The organism is Aliivibrio thorii (genome assembly GCF_057368585.1).
Genome location: NZ_CM170654.1, coordinates 1,842,228 through 1,863,539, shown reverse-complemented (window position 1 = coordinate 1,863,539; position 21,312 = coordinate 1,842,228). Strand labels below are relative to the sequence as shown.

General features: G+C 39.0%; 19 protein-coding genes. 2 read left to right on the top strand and 17 right to left on the bottom strand.

Annotation, left to right across the window (positions count from 1 at the left end):
- Window positions 1-17 precede the first annotated feature (17 nt).
- From AC2IP4_RS08370 to AC2IP4_RS08295, 16 genes are all read right to left on the bottom strand, one after another.
- A complete protein-coding gene (locus AC2IP4_RS08370) occupies window positions 18-1,754 on the bottom strand; it encodes an ABC transporter permease subunit (protein WP_486310185.1) in 1,737 nt (578 codons plus the stop codon).
- A 5-nt stretch (window positions 1,755-1,759) separates the two neighbouring features.
- Entirely contained in the window at window positions 1,760-3,253 is a 1,494-nt protein-coding gene (locus AC2IP4_RS08365) for an ABC transporter substrate-binding protein (RefSeq protein WP_486310184.1), read from the bottom strand.
- A 9-nt stretch (window positions 3,254-3,262) separates the two neighbouring features.
- Window positions 3,263-4,072: an ABC transporter ATP-binding protein gene (locus tag AC2IP4_RS08360; protein WP_375322194.1), complete on the bottom strand. Its 810-nt coding sequence runs from the start codon at window positions 4,070-4,072 to the stop codon at window positions 3,263-3,265.
- On the bottom strand, window positions 4,069-4,827 hold the full coding sequence (locus AC2IP4_RS08355; protein WP_375322195.1) for an ATP-binding cassette domain-containing protein: 759 nt from the start codon (window positions 4,825-4,827) through the stop codon (window positions 4,069-4,071). The genes AC2IP4_RS08360 and AC2IP4_RS08355 overlap by 4 nt, the downstream gene beginning before the upstream one ends.
- 171 nt (window positions 4,828-4,998) lie before the next feature.
- The gene (locus tag AC2IP4_RS08350; protein WP_486310183.1) at window positions 4,999-6,303 is read right to left on the bottom strand and encodes an MATE family efflux transporter; all 1,305 of its coding nucleotides are present in this window, start codon (window positions 6,301-6,303) and stop codon (window positions 4,999-5,001) included.
- Between the two features lie 239 nt (window positions 6,304-6,542).
- Complete coding sequence (locus AC2IP4_RS08345; protein WP_105054474.1) at window positions 6,543-6,941, bottom strand: GspS/AspS pilotin family protein; 399 nt, start codon at window positions 6,939-6,941, stop codon at window positions 6,543-6,545.
- Window positions 6,942-6,996: 55 nt separating this feature from the next.
- Window positions 6,997-7,299 (bottom strand): YciI family protein, encoded by a 303-nt coding sequence (locus tag AC2IP4_RS08340; protein ID WP_060990656.1) that lies wholly within the window; start codon window positions 7,297-7,299, stop codon window positions 6,997-6,999.
- A 104-nt stretch (window positions 7,300-7,403) separates the two neighbouring features.
- Entirely contained in the window at window positions 7,404-7,814 is a 411-nt protein-coding gene (yciA, locus tag AC2IP4_RS08335; RefSeq protein ID WP_486317122.1) for an acyl-CoA thioester hydrolase YciA, read from the bottom strand.
- Window positions 7,815-7,930: 116 nt separating this feature from the next.
- Window positions 7,931-8,476: a septation protein A gene (locus AC2IP4_RS08330; protein WP_105054476.1), complete on the bottom strand. Its 546-nt coding sequence runs from the start codon at window positions 8,474-8,476 to the stop codon at window positions 7,931-7,933.
- Between the two features lie 200 nt (window positions 8,477-8,676).
- Entirely contained in the window at window positions 8,677-9,882 is a 1,206-nt protein-coding gene (locus AC2IP4_RS08325) for a dicarboxylate/amino acid:cation symporter (RefSeq protein ID WP_486310751.1), read from the bottom strand.
- Window positions 9,883-10,253: 371 nt separating this feature from the next.
- Window positions 10,254-11,060 (bottom strand): tryptophan synthase subunit alpha, encoded by an 807-nt coding sequence (trpA, locus tag AC2IP4_RS08320; RefSeq protein WP_486310182.1) that lies wholly within the window; start codon window positions 11,058-11,060, stop codon window positions 10,254-10,256.
- Window positions 11,060-12,250 carry a tryptophan synthase subunit beta gene (gene trpB, locus AC2IP4_RS08315; protein WP_105054479.1) on the bottom strand — a complete coding sequence of 397 codons (1,191 nt, stop codon included), beginning with the start codon at window positions 12,248-12,250 and terminating at the stop codon, window positions 11,060-11,062. The genes trpA and trpB overlap by 1 nt, the downstream gene beginning before the upstream one ends.
- Before the next feature lie 10 nt (window positions 12,251-12,260).
- On the bottom strand, window positions 12,261-13,673 hold the full coding sequence (gene trpCF, locus AC2IP4_RS08310) for a bifunctional indole-3-glycerol-phosphate synthase TrpC/phosphoribosylanthranilate isomerase TrpF (protein ID WP_375322197.1): 1,413 nt from the start codon (window positions 13,671-13,673) through the stop codon (window positions 12,261-12,263).
- Between the two features lie 5 nt (window positions 13,674-13,678).
- Window positions 13,679-14,677, bottom strand: coding sequence for an anthranilate phosphoribosyltransferase (trpD, locus tag AC2IP4_RS08305; RefSeq protein ID WP_375322784.1), 999 nt, complete (start codon window positions 14,675-14,677; stop codon window positions 13,679-13,681).
- Window positions 14,678-14,696: 19 nt separating this feature from the next.
- Window positions 14,697-15,305: an aminodeoxychorismate/anthranilate synthase component II gene (locus AC2IP4_RS08300; protein ID WP_375322198.1), complete on the bottom strand. Its 609-nt coding sequence runs from the start codon at window positions 15,303-15,305 to the stop codon at window positions 14,697-14,699.
- Window positions 15,305-16,891: an anthranilate synthase component 1 gene (locus tag AC2IP4_RS08295; RefSeq protein WP_486310750.1), complete on the bottom strand. Its 1,587-nt coding sequence runs from the start codon at window positions 16,889-16,891 to the stop codon at window positions 15,305-15,307. The genes AC2IP4_RS08300 and AC2IP4_RS08295 overlap by 1 nt, the downstream gene beginning before the upstream one ends.
- Before the next feature lie 409 nt (window positions 16,892-17,300).
- Between AC2IP4_RS08295 and rnm the strand changes: the two genes are divergently transcribed.
- Window positions 17,301-18,146, top strand: a complete 846-nt coding sequence (gene rnm, locus AC2IP4_RS08290; RefSeq protein WP_486310181.1) for an RNase RNM — start codon at window positions 17,301-17,303, stop codon at window positions 18,144-18,146.
- A gap of 47 nt (window positions 18,147-18,193) precedes the next feature.
- Complete coding sequence (locus AC2IP4_RS08285) at window positions 18,194-18,814, top strand: L-threonylcarbamoyladenylate synthase (protein WP_130048615.1); 621 nt, start codon at window positions 18,194-18,196, stop codon at window positions 18,812-18,814.
- Window positions 18,815-18,860: 46 nt separating this feature from the next.
- On the opposite strand, the gene AC2IP4_RS08280 is transcribed toward AC2IP4_RS08285, so the two are convergent.
- A complete protein-coding gene (locus AC2IP4_RS08280; protein WP_486310180.1) occupies window positions 18,861-21,305 on the bottom strand; it encodes an ATP-binding response regulator in 2,445 nt (814 codons plus the stop codon).
- Between the last annotated feature and the right edge of the window lie 7 nt (window positions 21,306-21,312).

The following is a 21,312-nucleotide window of genomic DNA, read 5'->3' as shown; positions in this document are numbered from 1 at the left end:
TGATAAGAGGGCTTCTATTAATCATCGAACAATAGGTTAATTGCCACTCCCATAAGAATAAGTCCAACTATTGGACCTAAGACACCTTGCGGAGCTCTTTCTATATAAGGAAGGTTTTCTGCTATCATTAATCCCCATTCTGGTTCCGGTGGCTTTGCACCTAATCCAATAAAACTTAAAGAAGTTAAGCTTAATGTTATTACAGGTAACTTTAATAGAGTATGTCGTAATAATGGAGGCAGGATATAAGGCAATAAGTAAAAACGGAAAATTTTTAACTTATTTGTGCCCCAAGTAGGCGCTAAATGAGTATATGGTTGGGCTTTAGCTTCAGAAATTAAGCTTGAGCAATGTGCAGCCAGTGGTGCCCATGACACTAAAACAATAGCGATGAGTGCACTGTTCGCATTCATACCTGAAATGCCAGCTACTAATAATCCAGCAACGATGTACGGAACTCCTTTTGTGATCTCAATAAGCCCTTGAGTAAAGCGGCTATTAAGTCCCATGATAATACCTGTCAATAAGCTTAGAAATGTCGCTAAAATTCCAGCTTGAAATGTTGACACCATGCCTGTGCCAATACGAGCCAATAAGTCTCTACCTATACCATCGGCACCTAACGGAATTTGCATATTAGCTGAAGCTAAGCGAGCAAACTGGCTAGAATATGGGTCTCTAAATAATGACCAAATAGCAATTAGTAATAAGAATGAAAAAATACTAAATGCGATCAATCGTTTTGGTAAGCTTTTAGTAAATTGAAATGCTGAATGATTACTAATTAATTTTCCGCTTTTAAGGCTATGGCCTAATATTAATTGCTGTAATAGAAGCCCAAAACTACTGATCATAATAGATAAAAACAATAGCACTAATAACCCACCCTGAAGAATGGGCAGATCTTGTGCTTTTGTTGCACTAAGAATGAGTCGACCAATTCCAGGAATCGAAAAAATTTGCTCTACTGCAACCGCCCCACCAGTGATCCCTATGATAATCATTGCAATTTGAGGGAGCAGACTACTGAGTGCCTTTTTGAGGGCGAACCGAATTATTTGGCTTGTGTGTACATTCGCGCATAACCAAGTTGTGATCCATTGTTCATTAAATACTCGCACTAAGCTATCGTGTAATAATCGGCTGAATAATCCACTTGCAGGTAAAGCGAGGGCTAAACTGGGTAACCAAACGTTTTGCCAGCTTTGCCAACCATAAGGGGGAAACCAACCAAGCCAGATAGCAAAAAATAAAATTAATAAAGAAGCAATAACGTATTCAGGTAGTGATATAAAAACAATACTTAAAGAGTTATGACTGCTTTTTAATTTTCCTTTTTTCCAAAGTCTTAATGTATTCATTAAAGTTATACTGCAAAGGATAACAGTCAACATTAATGCGGTAGACATTAAAAATAGAGAGGTAGATAGTGCATTTTGGATTGCTGAGATCACCGAAGACCCATCTATCCAAGATACACCTAAATCACCTCTTATTAGCCCAGAAAACCAATCCACTAATCGTTCAAAACCACTACGATCCAGTTGAAGATCTGTTCGTACCGCTTGCAAAGATTCAGCCGTTAACAATTGCTGTTGACCAGACCGTGCCCTAAGAATTGATTGGCTTGGATCTATGCCCGCAATTTCTGGTATTAAACCAACTAAAATCACCACCGCAGTAAGTGAGATTAGTCGGGATAACCATGGGGTTAATATTGCTAATGCTGGACGTATTGTTGAAACAGAAAACATTTACTTTAATTAACCTGCGTTTGTTGGTTAATTAAACGACGTTCACTAGGATCACGGATTACATTCATCATGCTTTTGCTTTCGCCTTGGATAACACGTTCATGTAATAAAGGAATAGCAGCAAAGTCGTTTAGTATTTTTTGTTCAGCATCAATAATGGCTTGTTGTCGTTTCGCCCCTAAAGATTGTAAATCGGCATGATAAAGCGCGCTATCAACGTCTTTTGAGCAGTAATGACCTAAGTTATATGAACCTTTACACCCAAAATCACTCATCATGTAAGCAACAGGATCACCCGAATCAAGTACTGTTGCTCGAGAAAGAATAAATGCATCAAATTTACCCGCTAAAGCATCATTTTCAATCTGAGCATACTCACGGATATCAAGCTTAACGTTAAAACCGACCGCTTCAAATTGCTGCTTTAAAAGTGCTGCGACTTCTGGAAGCTCGGCACGGTCAGTGAAAGTACCAATGACAATGGTTTCTCCGTTAGCTTTTAGGTTTTTATCTAAAAGCGGTGTTTCTGGTCGAAGTGGTGCGGCCCAAGTCAGTGCTGGACCAAATAAGCCTTGAGCGATATCTGCATGGTTTTCATAAACCATTTCGACTATTTGTTGCTTATTGATAGCTGCTGCTGCGGTTTTACGTAGTGCGATTTGGCTGAAAACTTTTGATTTGTTATTTAAGTAGAGTGTATTTGTTCTTGGCATCGCTACTTCATAAAGTAATTCAGAATCAATTGTGGCTATTTGTGATACAGGAACGGCCTCAACAATATCTGCGGTACCTGTTCGCAGAGCGGCAGCACGAGAGAAGCCGTTTGGAACATATTCAACATTAACAGTATCTATTTGCGCTTTCTCACCCCAATAACCATCAAATCGATGAAGTTTAGCACTTGTACTACCATTAATTTTGATTAGCTCAAATGGGCCAGTTCCCATCCCAGTAGGTACGACTTGGCCATTTTTTTTATAAGCATCTGAAGCTAGAATTGCCAGTTGAGGACTAGATAGACGGTTTGGTAAAAGTGGGTCGTTAAAAGTAGTACCAATCTCGACAGTAGAATCGTTTAGTGCTTTTATTTTTAAATCAATACCATCAAGAATACGAGGTTTAGGCGCAGCTTCTAATGCTTTTTGTAAAGAGTTAGTGACTGCAAATGCATCTAATGTTGAACCATCATGAAAAGTAACACCCTGTCGAACAGTAAAATGCCAAGTAAGAGGATCAACTTGTTCCCATGCTGTTGCTAGCATTGGTTCTGCGTTAGATTGCGCATTTAAGTTTACTAGAGTTTCTGCTGTACTCCATCGAGATAACTTGAACGCATCATCAGATAAAGGGGATAGACCAGTCCTTGGTGGTTGCATCATGGCAATGTTAATTTCTGATGTTACATTTTCTTTATCAGCATCGACTTTAGCATCAAAACAGCCAGCCAAAGGTAGAGTCAATGCAAGCGTGCAAGCTAGCTTTATTGTATAGAGACGCATAATGATGTTTTATTCCAGTAGTTGTGTTGGTTGATTAGGTATGATTAGAGATTGAGCATTAATCAAGGCTTGAGTGGTGGGGTGGTTAGGCGCCGTTATAATTTGGTTAGATGGACCAAATTCAGCTACTTTTCCATGATCTAGGACTAAAATGTCATCACATAACGTTTGTGCTGCTTGCAAGTCATGTGTAATTAAAATAAGGCGCATATTTAAGCGTGATTTTAATGACATTAATAAATCAAGTATCTTTTGACGACTAACAGGGTCGAGGCTGCTGGTTGGCTCATCAGCAATAAGAATTGATGGCTTAACGACTAATGCCCGAGCAATAGCAACTCGTTGTGCTTGACCTGTAGAAAGCTGTTGTGCGGTTAATGACAGCAGTTTCTTTGATAAGCCGACTTCTTTGAGGGTTTCTTTAATCTTTGCTGTATGATCACTTTTATCCTTAAGGTTTAAAAGAGGCTCACGCAAGATTTGATAAATAGTGTAGTAAGGATTTAAGCTTGTATGTGGTTCTTGTGGTATCAATTGCATTCGCTTAGATACACTGATTTGAGCTTTACGTGAGCTTATTGGCAAAGAATTCCCAAAGAGTGTGATATGGCCGCTCGTTGTTTTACGTAGTCCAAATAATAATTCAATTAAGGTTGATTTCCCTGCTCCTGAAGGACCAACAATAGCTAGGTTTTTATCTTTAATACATAAGTTTATATTATTAAGAGCTTTAAAGGGCTTACCTCCTAACCAACGAGGCAAAGAGTAGTGATGGACAGAGACGCTGTCGAATTGAATCGATGTGATTATTTTATTCATGCGATGAGCGCTTTTAATGAGCAACAAAAAGAGTGAGGACTGGCGTTTAAAGCTTCTTTAGGTGGTCCATACGCAACCATTCTTCCTTCATCGATGACGAGTAATTTGTCACAAGCAAGAGCACTTTGAATATTATGAGTAATTAATATCCCTGCAAGCTGTTTCTCTTTAATATTCTCTCGAATTAACGTTAGGATCTCTTGTTCTGTTATGGGATCTAAGGCGCTCGTTGGCTCATCTGCGATTAAAACTTCAGCATTGCTTAGAAGGCCAATTGCGATACATATTCGTTGACGTTGACCTCCGGATAATTGACCTGGGTAGAGAGGGAGAATTGATTCAGGATCTGAAAATTCAAGTTTATTAAGAAGTTCTATAATCGTTTTTTTTGTGACTTTATTTAACTTCGTTTGAGAACTTGTTAATGCAAGACATAGCTGTCCTTCAACAGAGACTAAAGGATTAAGGGCTTGAAGAGCGTCTTGAAAGATAAAAGCAGGGCGTTGGGCTGCAGGTCTGTTTAGTAAAGGAATATTAGATACGTCATAACCAGAAAGAGAAATATGGCCTCTAACTTGAACAGTATCTGAAGTAAAACCGGCAATAGCGCGGGATAACATCGATTTACCTATACCAGAAGGCCCCATGATTGCTAATAATTCACCACGAGAGACGTCGAAAGTAATATCGTTAAATAATACTCTTGAAGACGTTGATACACTTAATTGATTAACTGAAACGATAGGTAAATTCACACTAACTCACTCAATGGTATGTTATAACATAACAATGCTATCATTTTGAAATAATAATGAAAAGTGTCGAAGAGTAACAATTGATTGATTTAACATTAAATCAACCAAAAGTCGACCAGACAGTTCAATCTGGCGGAATTTAGTGATTAGACTCTGTCTCGTATTTTTAAATTAAAGCAATTTTTGTTTTATTTGATAAATAAATGGGTATAAAAACATGATTCGGCCAAGGTAGAAAATGGTAAATGCTAGCCATAGACCATGATTTCTCCACCAGTTGACGGTGAATATTTGTGTAATCAAAAATAATAATAGCGTGGCTAGACTAGAGTCTCTCACTGGGCGGGTTGTTCCTGTTCCAGTAAAAATGCCATAGATAGTTAAGCCAAATCCTGCAACGAGTGGAAAAACGATTAACCACGGTGTCATATTGTCATAAATAGTGATGAGTTCAACTTGATCGGTAAAGAGTAAAATAAGGCTATTTTTGAATAAGATGACCACCAGTGTAAGAGTAATTATGAGCCCAGTAGTCCATTGTGCGTTGAGTTTTACTACTTGGTTGAACATTGTTTTATCTTTTTGTCCGATGGATTTACCAGCGAATACACTTGAGGCATTAGCGATACCGTCAAACATATAGCTAATAATAAAAGTAACCTGCATTAAAATTGCGTTGGCTGCTAGTACGTCAGTACCAAGTTGCGAGCCTATACGAGCGATCATATTAAAGAAGACTAATATGCATATAGTACGTATTAATAAATCAGAATTAGATGAAATAATGACGGATAAATCTTGTTTACTGAGCTTTGTGGATTGTAAAAATGCAGATACCGGGATTTTGCTTGTTTTTAGTACGATGGTTATTCCAATAATAAAGGTTGTGATTTGAGCAATTAAACTAGCGTAAGCAACGCCAGCGCCCCCAAGGTCAAAGTAGAAAACAAAGATCACATCAAGAACGATATTTAATATGTTACCGAAAACCTGCGTGTAAAGAGTCTCTTTTGCTTTTGCCTGCCCCATTAACCATCCGATAATTGAATAGTTCATTAACACAAAAGGGGCGCCATAAATCAGAATACTAAAGTACAAATGAGCTTGTTCTGCAACAATAGGGTCTGGTGATATTACCCAAAGTGCCCCTTGCCAAATGAATGATTGGAAAATCATAAAGATAAGGCCGACAGATGCCGAAAGAATGTACGGTCTCATTAAGCTATTGATTAAACTTGACTGGCATCCTTTTCCTAAAGCTATTGCGCTTTGTCCTGTCGTACTGACACGAAAAAATCCGAATAGCCAATAGATGGTGTTCATGATAACCGTACCTATGGCTACACCTCCAATTAACTCAGCAATGCCCATTTGCCCAATAACAGCCGTATCAACAGCACCTAATAAAGGTTGAGTGACGGTTGATATAATGAATGGAAAAGCAATTTTAGAATAATTTTTGTGTGTTATAGTCATGAATTCTTGTTAGTGATAATCATTTTCATTTTCATTAACGGTAACTCTTATTATTAATCTTGTCATTAAGTATTTTAACAATAGGTGTTAGATCTTGTTATTTATGGAAAATATATAGGTAATGTTATTGATATGACTTGGTATTGATATGTACAAAGGGAGCGGTGGTAGTAAAGAAATTAAAGTCGCAACTTAAATGGCCAACATTTGAATAAATGTTAGGCCATTTTGTATTTGTATTACTCTTCTTCGGCTGGTTCACGATCTATGCAAGACTGCTCATTAACAAAAATATCATTCTGCTTTTGCCCTCGAGCGTTACGAATAAGGTAGCGATAAGCGACACCTTTCTTTAACACTGGGCGGATTTCTTTGCTTCCACAATAAGTAGTGATGCTTTTTTCAATGAGTTGGTTTGTGCTAACTTCACCGTTACCACTATCTAAAAATACCATCTCAACCACGCCTTGTTTTTCTTTCACTTGGATTAAGGTAAGTTGTCCCATTTCAAGAGGGAGTGAACTTGCAAGGATACTCGCACGATAATCGGCAAGCATCTCTATTTCTTGTTGTTGTTCGTTAGAAGCACACCCTGAAAGAGCAAGTACGCTTAACGCAGTAATAATAAGTTTTTTCATTATAGTTCTTTATGGTTTTTGAGCTTATATTTACTATAAATTCATATCATTAATATTAAGCAGGAAGTACTTTTTTGAATGGTTTTACGATTACATTAGCGTAAACCCCTGCATCAATATATGGGTCATTGTTAGCCCATTTTTTTGCAGCATCCAAAGAATCAAATTCTGCAATAACTGTTGAGCCTGTAAATCCAGCATCTCCTGGGTTTTCAGAGTCAATTGCAGGCATTGGTCCTGCTACCAATAAACGACCTTCATTTTGTAGTTGAGTAAGGCGCTCTAGATGCTTTTCTCGAACACTTAAACGACGTTCTAAGCTATTTTCAACATCTTGAGAAAAAATTACGTACCACATAGTTGAATCCTTTTATTCTTTATCATCATTGATATAGCCATCATAAAAAAAGCCCTAGCGATAAACCAGAGCTTTTTAATAATTAATAAGAAAAATTGTAATAACTACGCAGTTTTAGGTATTGGTCGAGGTTTTCCTTTCGCATCAATCGCAACATAATTAAAAGTGGCATCACATACCATGAAGCGATCGCCGATACCGTGTTCTTTTACAGGCTTGATCCATACCTCAAGGTTTATTGTCATTGAAGTGCGACCAATTTTGATACATTCGCCATAACAACATACGACGTCGCCAACCTTAACCGGTTTTTTAAAGGTAATACTAGATACTGAAACGGTCACAATACGACCACCAGAAATTTCTTTGGCTAGAATACCACCAGCTAAATCCAGTTGTGACATGATCCATCCGCCAAAGATATCACCATTGGCGTTGGTGTCTGCTGGCATAGAAAGAGTACGTAAGAGGAGTTGGCCTTTAGGCGCTTGTCCAAGAGGTGATGGAGTTGTCAAATTGATTTCCAATACAACTAAAAATGAAATTATGCCGAGTTTATCACAAAAAAACAGATATAAAAAAGCCGTGCGATAAAACAGCACGGCTTATGTCTTTTTGTCTGAGCTTTTGACTATTCCTGCTCTTCTTTTTTCTCTTTTGGCATGTGTTTATAAACGTACATACCAGTAAATAGAGTGTATAAGAAAGTTAAACCAAGTAAGCCAAATACTTTAAAGTTAACCCATACATCAAGAGGCATTTCAAATGCTACGTATAAGTTGGCAATTGCACATACGGTGAAAAATAAGATCCAAGCGTAGTTGATCTTGTTCCACTGGGAGTCAGTAAGCGTCACTTCTTTGCCTAGCATACCTTTGATTACAGGCTTTCCAATGATCTGAGAAACCATTAAACCAGCAGCAAAGACACAGTAAACAATGGTTACTTTCCATTTAATGAAATTATCATCGTGTAAAAATATGGTCATCCCACCAAATACAGTAACCATAAGGAAGGTGATTAGCTGCATTTTTTCTACTTTTTTATAAAGTAAATAAGTCACAACAAGTTGAATGGCTGTCGCTACGATAAGAGCGCCCGTTGCTGTATAGATATCGTACATTTTGTACAATGTAAAAAAGATAATCAGTGGGATAAAATCTAAAATCTGTTTCATGTTTATATATTGAGCCAAATAGTTAATTATGCAGCGAGTGTAACTAATATTTGTAGGGGAGGGAATCGCTAAAAATTGCTTGTTACATTTTACCTATTCATTTCTTTTTGTAAGAGATAATTGGTTGGAGGTTATTAAATAAAAAAGCCTGTTCTTAATAGATAAGAAAGCAGGCTTTTTAGTTTTAGATAAGCTTAATTTTAAGCGTGTTTTTGTTCTGAATCTGGTTTTTCTTTAATAGAGCTTTCTTCAACTATAGCATCAACAATCACAGCACACGCAGCATCACCAGTGATGTTTAGTGCGGTACGGATCATGTCAAAGATACGGTCTAGAGCGAATAGAAGTGGTAGACCTTCGATTGGAATACCTGCAGCAAGCAGAACCGCAACAACAAGGAAAGAAGGGCCTGGTACGCCAGCTTGACCTACAGCGCCTAGCGTTGAGGTAACAATAATCGCAACATAAGCGCCAATTGATAAATCAATGTTGAATAGTTGAGCAAAGAAGATAGCGACTAAGCCGTAGTAAATCGCGTTACCAGACATGTTGATTGTTGCACCCAGAGGCAATACAAACGAAGCGGTAGAGTTACGAACACCTAACTCTTTTTCAATGGTTTCCATTGTAACTGGTAGCGTTGCCATTGAAGAGGCAGTAGATAGAGCAACGGCTTGTGGTTTCTTCATTGCAATAAGGAATTTTTTGGCTGAGGTTTTAGTTAATAGGCCTACCATTAACGGGTAAGCGATAAAACCAAATACAAGAATTGCAGCAACGTAAATAACGAACAGTTTGAATACAACCATCAGTGCGCTAAAACCAAACGTGCCTACCGCTTCAGCCATTAGGCCAAATACACCGATAGGAGCGATGATCATTACTTTATTGATCATCCAAACCATAATATCAACAATGCTATTAACCGCATTGAGCATTGGTTCACGACGCTTTTTTTCTAGTTTAGAAAGACCAATACCAAAAAATAAGCAGAAAACGAGAATTTGAAGGATGTTTGCTTCATTTAGTGATTGGAAAACGTTGGTTGGGATCATTCCTGTAATGGTAGCCCAAAAGGTTGGAAGTTCGCCTTTTGCGGCATAAGCAGATGAAAACATTCCTTCAACATCAGAGAGGTCAATGCCTTTACCCGGCTCAAAAACCTCTCCCATGAAGAGTGCAAGTGCAACAGCAAGTGCTGAAGTGATACCAAAATAACCTAAAGTAGTTAACCCCACTTTACCTGCGTTACTGCTATTACCTAGTCCAGCAGCACCAGAGATTAGAGCAACAGCAACCAGTGGGATTACTAGCATTTTGATTAGGTTAATAAATATGGTGCCTAAAGGTGCGAACATCGCGGCAGATTGCCCCATTGTTGCACCAACCATCGTACCTACGATCATAGCAATAACGACTTGAATACCGATATTGTTGAGAAGTCCTTTTTTTTGTAACAATTTAATTACCTCTGTATTGTTTTTATAATACGTTGTAGTTCTTATGTCTTGTTAAATATGCATTTGTTAGTTAAATGTATTGGGGGTCTTTTTACACGTAATGTTTACATCTATCAACGTTTTTATTAAATAGATCTCAACTTATGTGGTTTTGTGTAGGAGGTTTGTTTCTTTTTTGTGCATTACAATGCTTTGTTATTACTTATGCGATAAATAAACTCTAATTAACATTTAACGTAATAAAGCGAACAGAGAAAGGGAGGAATAAAAAAAGAGCTCGTGATGAGCTCTTTTGGAGTGGGGTAATATGTTAAATGTTATTTTTGTGTTGCAGATTTCATCTGAGAAGTAAACGATGAAAGAGCCTTAAGTAAAGCGGCTGGATTATTTTGATGTTGTTCAATGAGCTTTACGGTCGCAGAGCCAGAAATAGCGCCTGCTGCGCCGGCTTTAATCGCTTCTTCAACTTGTGCTGGCTCTGAAATTCCAAAACCTAAGATAGCAGGTGGTGCATCAAATTGGTTTAAGCGTTCTAATAGTTGAGCAACAGGCGTACCTGCTTTAGTTTCTGCGCCAGTAACACCAGCACGAGAAAGAAGGTAGGTGTAACCGCCACCTAGTTTCGCCACCGTTTCTAATGTTTCATTTGATGCCGATGGTGGAGCAATGAAGATAGGGTGAACATTATGTTTAAGTGCACTTGCTCTGAATTCTGTTGATTCATTGGTTGGTACATCAGCAATTAACACTGAATCTACACCGGCCTGTTGGCATTTAGTATAAAAAGTGTCGATGCCATTAGCGAACACTAGGTTAGCGTAAACTAATAGACCAATTGGTGTTTCAGGGTATTTAGCACGGATTTTAGCGATTAATTCAAAACAAACTGTTGGTGTTGTTTTACTGTCTAATGCACGAATGTTTGCGCCTTGAATTGTCGGGCCATCCGCTAGAGGATCTGAAAATGGAATGCCTAATTCAAGTGCATCTGCTCCTGATTCAACTAACGTTTCCATGATCTGATAAGAAAGCTCTGGGTTTGGATCGCCAATGGTTACAAAAGGAACAAAGGCACCTTGGTTTTTGTCTGCTAATTTAGCAAATAGGTCTTGATAGCGATCCATTAGATTTCTCCCTTTTCTTTTAGAATGTCATGAACAGTGAAGATGTCTTTGTCACCACGGCCTGATAGGTTAACAACTAACAGCTGTTCTTTTTCTGGTTCAGCATGGGCTAGCTGAAGTGCATAAGCCAGAGCGTGAGACGATTCTAATGCAGGAATAATACCTTCGCCTTTTGCTAAGGTTTGGAATGCTTCTAGCGCTTCATCATCGGTAACTGATCCATATTCTGCACGGCCAATGGCATTCAAATGTGCGTGTTGTGGACCAACTGATGGGAAATCAAGTCCAGCAGATACAGAGTAAGACTCTTCAATTTGACCATGTTCATCTTGCATCAATGGCGCTTTCATACCAAAGAATATACCCGTTTTACCATGCTTAAGTGGCGCGCCATGTTGGTCGGTATCAATACCTTTACCGGCAGGCTCAACACCAATCAATTTCACATCTTCTTCTTCAATGAAATCAGCAAACATACCAATGGCGTTTGAACCGCCACCAACACAAGCAATCACCGCGTCTGGTAGACGACCTTCACGTGCAAGGATCTGCATTTTTGTTTCTTCGCCAATCATTCGTTGGAAATCACGAACAATCGTTGGGAATGGGTGAGGGCCCGCGGCTGTACCTAATAGGTAATGCGCAGTTTCATAAGTTGCAGACCAGTCACGTAGTGCTTCATTACACGCATCTTTTAGCGTTGATGAACCTGAATGAACAGGGATCACTGTTGCACCCATTAACTCCATACGGAATACATTCGGGCTTTGACGTTCAATATCTTTAGCGCCCATGTAAACACGACATTTTAAGCCAAGTAGAGCACAAGCAAGAGCAGTCGCAACGCCATGTTGGCCTGCACCAGTCTCTGCGATAATTTCGTTTTTACCCATGCGTTTTGCAAGTAGCGCCTGACCTAATACTTGGTTAGTTTTGTGAGCGCCACCGTGCAGTAAGTCTTCACGCTTTAGATACAGTTTCGTTTTAGTGCCCTTGGTTAGGTTACGACAAAGGGTAAGGGCAGTAGGACGACCTGCGTATTCTTGCAGTAACGTCATAAACTCAGCGCGGAAATCGTCATCTGCTTGTGCATCAATGAATGCTTGTTCTAATTGATCAAGAGCAGGAACTAAGATTTGTGGAACGTATTGACCACCATATTCGCCGAAGTAGGCATCTAATTTTGCCATGATATTTTCCTTAATAATCTCGTAATGCGCTAAATACGGCGCGTAATTTTGTATGATCTTTTTTTCCTGGTGCCGATTCGACCCCAGAGTTGAAATCTAATCCGTAGCAGCCAAGTTGCGCGGCTTGTTTGGTATTGTCGAGTGATAAGCCACCAGCTAGCATAATGTCGTTATGTGGTAGTTTACTCCAATCGAAACTTACGCCAGTGCCACCTTCTTGTGAGCCAACTTTGCAATCTACCAATACCTTATCAGCAAGGCTTTGAGGAAGGGAAATACTTTGTGCGTCACCTGACACAGAAATAACATTCCACACTTGGCAGCCCGCTGGTAGCAGTAGTTTTAGCTCTGTAATGTATTCTTCGCTTTCAGAACCATGCAATTGAACCACCGCAAGAGATAGTTCATTCGCTCGTTGTGCAACCGTAGATACAGTCTCGTTTTGGAAAACGCCTACATAATTTAATGTGGTGGCTTGAGTGATGGCTTTTGCTGTCTCTAATGAAACAAAACGCGGTGATTTTTCAACAAAGATAAGTCCGCCATATACGGCACCAGAGTCATAAACTGCTTTTGCATCTTCTACAGACGTTAAGCCGCATACTTTGTTTTCACCTAGGATCACTTTTCGTGCTGCTAGCTCTAGGTTTTCTTCTGCCATTAATGAGCTGCCAATTAAAAATCCCGTTGCATGTTTTGCTAGATCTTTTACTTGCTGATGGTTATAGATACCAGACTCAGAAATAATGGTTGTGCCTTTTGGCAGTAGTGGTGCAAGCTCTTTAGTGCGGTTCAAATCAGTGGATAAATTACGTAGATTACGGTTGTTAATGCCGATCACTTGCGCTTCTAATGCGACCGCTCGGTGTAACTCTTCTTCATTACTGACTTCAGTAAGTACACCCATGCCAAATGAATGAGCGACTTCTGCAAGCTCTTTGTATTCTTCATCGTTAAGCACTGAAAGCATGAGTAGAATGGCATCAGCACCGTAATGGCGAGCTAAATAGACTTGGTACGCATCAATCATAAAATCTTTGCACAGAATAGGCTGATTAACTTGGTCACGAATAATTGGTAAGAAATCAAAACTGCCTTGAAAATACTTTTCGTCCGTTAACACAGAAATCGCACTGGCGTGTTTGTTATAGACTGAAGCAATGTAGTTAAGATCAAAATCTTGTCGGATTAATCCTTTTGATGGCGATGCTTTTTTACACTCAAGAATAAACTCAGTTTTTCCCGTTTTTAATGCTTGGTAAAAACTGCGGTCAGAGTTGGTTAGGCCATTCTTAAAGGTCTCAAGAGGCTGTGTTTCTTTACGCTCATTTATCCAAATCGCTTTATCTTTGACAATTTTTACAAGCACTTCAGCCATTTGGGTATTTTCTACTGAGATGTGCTCAGACAATTGTTGTGTCATCTTTCTTATCCTCGTGCCGCTAGTTGTTGAACTAACTCAAATGCTTTACCTGAGTTCATCGCATCGATTGCTTTTTGTGCATTGGCTTTTAAATCCTCATGACCAAACAGACGCATTAATAGAGCAACGTTAACTGCAATTGCACCCAGTTGGGCGTCTGTGCCTTTACCTGTTAGAATATCTGTAATAATCGCTCTGTTTTCTTCTGGCTCTCCGCCTTTAATTGCTTCAAGCGGGTGCGTGTTTAAACCAAAGTCTTCAGGCGTTAATGTGTATTCTTTGATTTTACCGTCAATGATTTCAGCAACGGTTGTTGGACCATGAATCGCGACTTCATCTAAACCAGAGCCAAAGACAACCGCTGCGCGTTTCATTCCCATATTCACCATGGTTTCTGCGATAGGGCGAACCAGAGACTCATCGTATACACCCATTAATTCAATGTTTGGACGAGCGGGGTTGATCAAAGGACCAAGAATATTAAAGATGGTGCGTGTTTTCATGGTTTGACGAATTGGCATCGCGTGACGAACACCACCGTGATAGTGAGGCGCAAATAAGAAAGCAACGCCTAAATCATCAACCGCTTTTCGTGTGTCTTCTGCTGACATGGCTAAATTAATACCAAATGAATCTAATAAGTCAGATGAACCTGATTTACTTGATACGCCGCGATTGCCATGTTTTGCGATTTTTAATCCGCAGGCTGCTGCTACAAATGCTGCAGTGGTGGAGATATTGATTGTATTTGAACCATCACCACCTGTGCCTACAATGTCGGCGAAATCGTAATCAGGACGAGGGAATTCATTGGCGTTATCAAGCAATGCTTTTGCTGCACCTGCAATCTCGTTTGGTGTTTCACCTTTGACTTTTAAACAAGTCAGTGCGGCGGTAAGTAGAATAGGATCTAACTCGCCTTTAATGATGGCATCAAAAAGGACTTGGCTCTCAGCTTCTGAAAGAGAAACTTGATCGTATAATTTATTAAAAATGGCTTCAATTTGAGTCATGAGAATATCCTTATTCTTTATTATCTGAATGGCTTGAAGTAGAGTCTAAAGCCCAATTCAACGTATTAATTAATAGGCCAGCGCCTTGAGTCGTCAAGATAGATTCAGGGTGAAATTGGAATCCACAAACCTTATCTTCTTCTTGGATCACCGCCATGACTAAATCATCAACGGTAGCAGTAATGGTTAATTGCTCTGTTACCTTCGTCGCCACTAAAGAGTGGTAACGGGCAATAGAGAGTGGGTTTGGTAAACCATCAAAAATAGCATGCTGGTTATGATTCATCATTGCAGATTTACCATGAACGATTTCACCCGCACCTGCAACTATCCCATCATACGCTTCTACAATCGCTTGATGACCAAGACAAATCCCAATCATAGGTACTTTACCTTTTAAGCGTTGAATGACTTCAGGCATACAGCCGGCTTCTGATGGTGCGCCTGGTCCTGGAGATAGTACAACTACCGGGTTATCTAATTTGTTTACCGCTTCTTCAAAAGCACTTGCCGATAAGCTATTACGGTAAATAGTAACTGGATAGCCAAGAGAGCGAAATTGATCAACCAAGTTATAAGTAAAGGAGTCGAAATTATCGAGTAATACAATATGAGCCATTAGTTTTTCTCCTTAGTGCTTGCTGGTTGAGCTAAGTGCGCTTTTTGAATTGCAGAGATCACCGCTTGGGCTTTACCACGAGTTTCATCCGCTTCAGCTTGTGGGTCAGAGTCATACACCACACCAGCTCCGGCTTGAACTTGAGCAATACCGTCTTCAACATAGGCTGAACGGATAACAATACAAGTATCCATGTTGCCATCGCCTGTTAAATAACCAACAGCACCGCCATAAGTGCCGCGGCGTGTTTTTTCTACGTCACGAATAAGTTGCATCGCACGAATTTTTGGTGCGCCAGTTAATGTCCCCATATTCATACAAGCTTGATAAGCATGAAGGGCATCAAGATCCCCTCGAAGCTGCCCTACAACACGAGAAACTAGATGCATAACATGACTGTAGCGGTCGACTTTTAATAAATCAGCGACATAGCGAGTGCCTGCTTCTGAAATACGAGCTACATCATTACGCGCTAAGTCAACGAGCATCATGTGTTCTGCGTTTTCTTTGGTATCACAACGCAGTTCTAATTCAATGCGGCTGTCTAAATCATTATTGATAGACCCATCGCTATTTTTACCACGTTGACGTGTGCCTGCTATTGGGTAAATCTCGACTTGATTTGTGTCTTTTCCGTATTTCAATGCTGATTCAGGTGAGGCACCAAACAGGGTGAAATCACGATCTTGCAGATAAAACATGTAAGGACTAGGATTGCCAATTTTTAGTTCACGGTAAGCCGCCAATGGCGCAGGACAAGGAAGAGTGAATCGACGAGAAGGAACAACTTGGAAAATATCGCCTTTAATAACAAATTCTTTTAAATCTAATACGGTTTGACAGAAATCTTCATCGGAGACACTTGGAACCGCTTCACAATTTTCTAGTGTTGGGGCAGCAGGAACAGTATGTGGCTCTGAGCAAAACTCTTTAATTTCAATGAGTCGATCAGAAACACTGCTTTTGATAGCCTCATCAGAATTAAACAGTGAGCCTTGAAGTACTGAAGACTCTGTTTGATGGTCGATAACCAAAAGCGATTCCGCTACATAAAACACATAGTCAGGACACTTATTGGTTGTTTCTGCATTACCAAGGTTTTCAAAATTTGCCACTAAATCATAAGCAAATAAACCGCCTAAAAATAGTGCATTAGAGGGTAAGCCTGTTACATCAAAGTGATTTTGAATAAAACGCAGAGCATCAAAAGAAGAAAGCTCACGTAAACGGCTGTCTTCATCAAGATCTTGGTTAATCTCTGGAAAGTGCAGCGTGAGTAGCGTTTGAGAAGAAAGAGTGATCAAAGAAGAAGGGAGAGATTGCGCTAAGGTCTGTAATAAACGTTCCCCATTCACTGTTAGGGCTTCTAAGGTAACGTCTTTATCAAAACAATGAATTCGTACCGCCGCATCAATCAGCATTAAGCTTATAATGTTTTGCTTAGAGTTTACTTCAGCCCCTTCGAGCAACAAGCTCATTTCTTTATTCTCACACAACGTAGAGTAAAGTTGGGTTGGATCGGAAACGTATGGAACGTCAAGGGAAAGAACTTCTAGCTGACCATCATTGGATATTACTGACTGCATTCCAGCCTCCATGCTAATGCGTTGAATTGATGTTACATTTTTATTAGTTTTCATAGTCGCATATTTCACTTTTGTTGCCACTCTTTTCTTAAAACTTGTGAGAGCTGAATGACTGACTGTTTAGATTTTCATCTATCATTGAGGGTGCTGGTACATTTAGGCATAAAAAAACCCGCTTAAATGCGGGTAATAATTTTTATGTCAAAATCGTTAATTCAGCACAAAAACACTACCCGAAGTAGTGCCACCATCGTTTTGTCATCACGCTAGTTTTTAAGAATGCTTGTTGTTTGCTAAGCTGTGACATAAAGTACCTACTATTAAAACAAAGACCAATATTAAATTTGGTGAGAAAGCGTTTAACTGCGTACTAGTAAACTAGTGCGAGAGGTAAAAGTCAAGAATTATTATGAAAATAGACCTACATAGTCACACAACAGCGTCAGATGGACGCATGTCTCCTGCTGAATTAGTAGAAAGAGCGGTTACTTTTGATGTGAAAGTACTTGCTATTACTGATCATGATACCGTTGCAGGATTAGCTGAAGCGCATCAAACGATTAAAGAAAAAGCATTACCAATGCATTTAATTGATGGTATTGAAATTTCAACATTATGGAGCAACAAGGATATTCATGTTGTTGGCCTTAATATTGATGTAAATCACCCTGAATTAATTGCATTGATAGAAGAACAAGCGCAACGTAGAGATGATCGCGCTCGAAAAATGGCAGAACGTCTTGAAAAAGCGGGTTATGTCGGGGCGTTAGAAGGCGCAATGGCACTGGCTGATGGAGGCTCACTAACCCGAGCTCATTTTGGCAAGTGGTTAGTTGACCAAGGCCATGCGAAAACGATGCAAGCGGTATTCAAAAAGTTCTTAACACGCAATAACATAGGCTATGTTCCACCAGAATGGTGTTCAATCGAAGAAGCCGTTAAGGTCATTCATAACGCGGGAGGAACAGCTGTACTTGCTCATCCTGGTCGTTATAAGTTGACCGCAAAATGGGTGAAGCGATTATTAGCTGCATTTGTTGAAGCAAAAGGGGATGCAATGGAAGTTGCTCTACCTCAACAAGGTGTTCAAGAGCGTCGAGTTCTTGCCGATTATGCAATTCAATATGAACTAGCGGCATCACAAGGGTCTGATTTTCATTATCCGTCGCCTTGGACAGAATTAGGAAGAAATTTATGGCTACCTGAAGGGGTAGTTCCAGTATGGCAAGAATGGGATTTACCAACGTTTGAGTAGGGCTTAATCCTTAAATAATAACAACGACCTGCTCGTCAGGAGGAATAATGAGCCAATTTTTTTACGTACATCCAGAAAACCCACAAGCACGCTTAATTAGTCAAGCGGTTGCCATCATTAGAGATGGTGGTGTCGTTATTTATCCAACCGACTCGGGTTATGCTTTAGGTTGTCAGCTTGAGAATAAACAAGCATTAGAGCGTATTTGCCAGATCCGTCGTTTGGATGATAAGCACAACTTTACATTGTTATGTCGAGATCTGTCAGAGTTATCAATTTATGCACGTGTAGACAATAGCATTTTCCGATTACTGAAGAACAATACACCGGGGGCTTATACCTTTATCTTTAAAGGGACTAAGGAAGTTCCACGTCGTCTTATGAATCCAAAGCGTAAAACAATAGGTATGCGTGTACCAGATAATAAGATCGCTCTTGATTTGTTAGAAGCATTAGGTGAACCGCTAATGTCGACAACATTGATTTTACCAGGTAATGACATGGCAGAGTCAGATCCAGAAGCGATCCGAGATCAGCTTGAGCACGCCGTGGACTTAATTATGAATGGTGGTTATTTAGGTGAACAGCCAACAACCGTGGTTGATTTTAGTGACGATGAAATCAATGTGGTTCGTATTGGCGCTGGTGATCCAAGCCCATTTCAATAATTAAAAAGACAAGTAAGTATAAATAGCCAGCATTGACTGGCTATTTTTATATCCATTTTTCGAGAGTGTGCAGTAATTGTGGCTTAGATATTGGTTTGGTTAAATAATCATCCATTACTGATGTGATGTTTACTATCTCTTCATGACCTGATTCACCAGTAAGAGCGATGATAGGAATGGATGGGTGAGTCGCTTTAATTTTTACAGCGGCTTCAGTTCCATTCATTACAGGCATGCGGGAGTCCATGAAGATCAGGTCAATATGTATTTTATCTACAATTTGAACCGCTTCAGCTCCGTTTTCTGCTTGAACAATAGTGAGATGATCATTGGCAATGAAGGTTTGTATTAACATTCGTTGTACTTTTTTATCATCAACAATAAGTATTGTTCTTTCCGAGTTGTTATTTGTAATATTCGTTTCTAATGTGATGTCTTGTTGTACTTGTCGAGGCTGAGTTATTGGCTGGATATCATTATTTATTTTAGGAAAACTCAGAACGAATTCAGTAAATTCACCTTTCTGTGAATAACATGCAATATTACCTCCAAAAGAGTGCATTACTCGTAAGCAGTAAGAAAGACCTAAACCACTGCCACCTTCTTTGTTATAAGAAAAAAAGTCATCAAAGATACTTGGTAATATATTTGGATCAATGCCAGGCCCTGTATCTCTAAAGATTAAAGAATTGGTTGTATTTCCTTTCGTTAAACTTATTGATATTTTACTATCTGAACTATCAAAGTAATGAATGGCATTTCGTAATAAATTAAAGAGTATAAATCCAAATAACGTATCATTCACATTAATGATAAAGTCATTTTTAATATCCATCTCAATACGGCTGATTATATTCTCTGACTCAAACGCATATTCATTAACAAACTGCTCAGTTAGTTGCGAAATAGAATAATGCCTAAATAAATGTTGATTTATTTCTGAACCTTTACTTTCACTTAGGATTATATCGATCAATTGAGCGCCACGTTGAATAGCTAATTGACCTTTTTGCAATTCATCATTGATGGTTGTTTCGTTTGAGTTTTCTCCTATGCGTTCAAAGTGGTATTGGAGCTGTGATAAAGGGTTACGCATCTCATGGGCGATAGAGTTAGCAAGAGCTTGAGATTGCTTTACTTTTCGTTCACCTTCAATATAACCTTGAACTTTACTCAGTACCGATTGAATTGCCGTGATTTCTTCATTTGAAAAGGTGGACCCATCACGTTTGTTAGAAGAGACAAGTAAATGCGAAATGAGCTTGTTTTTGCCAAAAATAGGGAGGATTAATGCCGTTTTTGCCGAGTCCATCTCTTTTTGAACTTGATGAAGTTCAGGTTGAAAATGGTCAGATGCGTAATGGAGTTGATAATCTAATTCGTCTTTTACAAGTGCAGAGTTTGACTGATTAAGGTGTGGTATAAATATATTATAGTTCGCATTTTTCCCTACCAAAAACAATTCATCTTTCGGAGTATCTAATAATGAAGCCAATTTCTTCATTGCTTCATCGCTAGAATATTTAAATTCCTCGGCTATTCCGCATATCTGTTCAACGGGTGTTTTTTTATTTTTATATATTAACAGGCTAGAGAGTATTTTGGTTTTATTAAGAGTGCGTTTCCATAATAAACCGATAGAAATACCAAAACCTATAAATAATAAATTAAAGGTTAAATCTGTTGTATACAGTATTAATATTGGTGTTAGGTTAATGGCTGCATTCATTGCATAAGTTAGCATCCAATAAGAAATGTACTTTAAACTGTAAAGACGATGATAGGTTAAAGTGTAACCTATTAATAGTGCTTCCGTTATTGATAGTGTTGGTGGTAGCCATGTATAAGAGAAATCATTCCAGATCATAGGGATAACTATCTGCGAGGCGATAGTTGAAAACATATAAGTAAAAATGCCTACTAGTAAATAAACAGATTTTTCTTTATTTAATCGGATACTACTTTTTCTAAGTTTGAAGAAGTTTATGATTGTAAGGATGACAAAAAGAAACGCGTTGAGAAAAAATAACGGAGCTAATGGGCCGAATTTAATTGTAAATACACTTGGCGCAATAATATCAACACCAATAACAGTTTGATTAGGGACCATATTGAGCGTAATCGCTACTGCAGTAGTAATAGCAATTAACCAGAGTTGCCATGGATTTAGTCGTTTATCTTGGGCTTTGGAGGCAAGGTGACAAGAAAACACGTAGGCAAAAGCAAAAGCAAGATAGGAGGTCATATTGGCAATAATTGCCATTACTATAGCTATGTTTTCACCAAACTTTACTAATAGTGAAGATTGGAAGTAAGCGTTACTTAATATCCATAAAACAATAAATACAGCATAAAGGACGTATGAGAAGTAAATCTTAGTGTTAACTTTTGTCCGCTCTTTATAGTGAGAGCGGACAAAGAAGCCAACCCAAAGCAATATAGTTGCACTGGTTAGTAGTAATAAATAAACTTTAGGTAAGGCTGGGTGCATTTATAGA